The sequence below is a fragment of the Halolamina salina genome (assembly GCF_042678005.1).
Taxonomy (GTDB): domain Archaea; phylum Halobacteriota; class Halobacteria; order Halobacteriales; family Haloferacaceae; genus Halolamina; species Halolamina salina.
Map to the genome: position 1 here is coordinate 1 of NZ_JBHUDH010000227.1, position 1,580 is coordinate 1,580.

Genomic DNA, 1,580 nt, shown 5'->3' on the forward strand with positions numbered 1-1,580 from the left:
AGGCGGGTCCCGACCGGCAAATAGGTAGGCGGTTCGGCGGCGTTACTCGCCCTTGCGCTCGACCACGTCGTCGAGCGTCTGGGTCATCGAGGAGTCGGTCTCCCAGTCGGAGGTGTCGTCGCCCGAGCCTTCCGCCAGCGAGATCCCGAGACGCTTCTCGAGCTTCTTGCGCACGTCGTCGCTCGGGAGCACGTCGCCGCGTTCGAGCTTGCCGATCAGCGAGGCCTTCTCGTTGAGTTCCTTCGCGAGATCCTCGCGGCTCAGCCCCTCGTCCTCGCGGGCGGCCCGGATCTGCTCGTCGTAGTCGCCCGCGATCTCGTCCATCTGGTCGAACATGTCGCGGCGGCGCCCGCCACCGCCTCCGGTGCTCCCACCGCTCGTCGAGGACGAGGAGCCGTCGGAGGAGGACGTCGAGTACTTCGTCGACGTGGTCGACGTCGACTCGGTCTCGACGGTCGTGCCGAAGTCCTTGCAGTCGTCGCAGAGTTCGAGCTCCGCGCCCTCGACTTTCGTCGTGGTGAGCGAGGACTTCTCCGCGCCGCACATCTCACACTGGGCCATACCCGACGTAGCGGATGGGGTAGTAAAAAGGAACCGGCGGGCCGTCGGTTGGGAGTGTTGGTGGCCGTGACAGGAGCCGTGTTTCGATCACCGACGGCCGCGAGGCGTCCGCCGCACCGCGACAGCATCCGCACCGCAGTGAGGAACGAAACGGTCTCAGGAAGAGGGCTACTCCGCGAGCCGGCACCGCAGGAACGGCCAATCGACGCCGTCCATTTCGCTGTGGACCCCGTAGCGATCCGTGATCGTGAACCCGGCCTCGGCCAACAGCCGCTCGGTCTCCGCCATCGGCGGGAACGACCACGCCATCCGCTCGCCGGCGTCGAGCCAGTCGTCGTTCTCACCGGCCCAGTCGTCGCCGATGCTGAACAGGAACTCCCCGCCCGGTTCGAGCACCCGCGCGACCTCCGCGTAGCAGTCGCCGTGGTCCTCGACCGGGAGGTGGATCACCGAGTAGAACGCGGTGGCGGCGTCGAAGCTGTCGGCCGCGAACGGGAGTGCTGTCATGTCGCCGGCGACGAGGCCGGCGTCGACGCGTTCGCGTGCGAGTCCTAACTGCGCCGTCGAGATGTCCAGCCCGACTGCGCGCTCGGCGGGGAGGAACCCGAGCGGCCCCTTGCCGGCGCCACAGCCCAGATCGAGCACCCGCGGCGCCGCCGGTAGCGACGCCTTCAGCGCGACGAGCGCGTCGTTGTCGGCCGGGTCGCCCCCTCGCTGCTCGTCGTAGGCGTCCGCCATCGCGTCGTAGCCGTCCCGAACCGTCGCCCGCTGGTCGTCCATGGGCGGCGTTCCGACCCCCGAGTGAAACGCGTTCCGGATGCCTGTGAACGTACCTCACACAACTCCTATCAGATCTCGTAACTGGAGCGTACGATTATTGTGGGCGGCTCACGAACGACGGGTGTGACGCCGGCTCTGGAGTCACCGTTCGCCCGCAATCGCGTTCTCGTTGTTGGGAACGGCGACAGAGCCGCAGCACTCGAGAGCAGCCTCGCCGCCGACGGGATCGAGACGACGCG

General features: G+C 68.0%; 2 protein-coding genes. Both read right to left on the reverse strand.

Annotated elements, in window-relative coordinates; translation table 11 throughout:
* Positions 1-42 precede the first annotated feature (42 nt).
* Positions 43-561 (reverse strand): multiprotein bridging factor aMBF1, encoded by a 519-nt coding sequence (locus ACFR9S_RS14945; protein ID WP_379818968.1) that lies wholly within the window; start codon positions 559-561, stop codon positions 43-45.
* Between the two features lie 168 nt (positions 562-729).
* Entirely contained in the window at positions 730-1,341 is a 612-nt protein-coding gene (locus ACFR9S_RS14950) for a class I SAM-dependent methyltransferase (protein ID WP_379818969.1), read from the reverse strand.
* Positions 1,342-1,580: the final 239 nt, after the last annotated feature.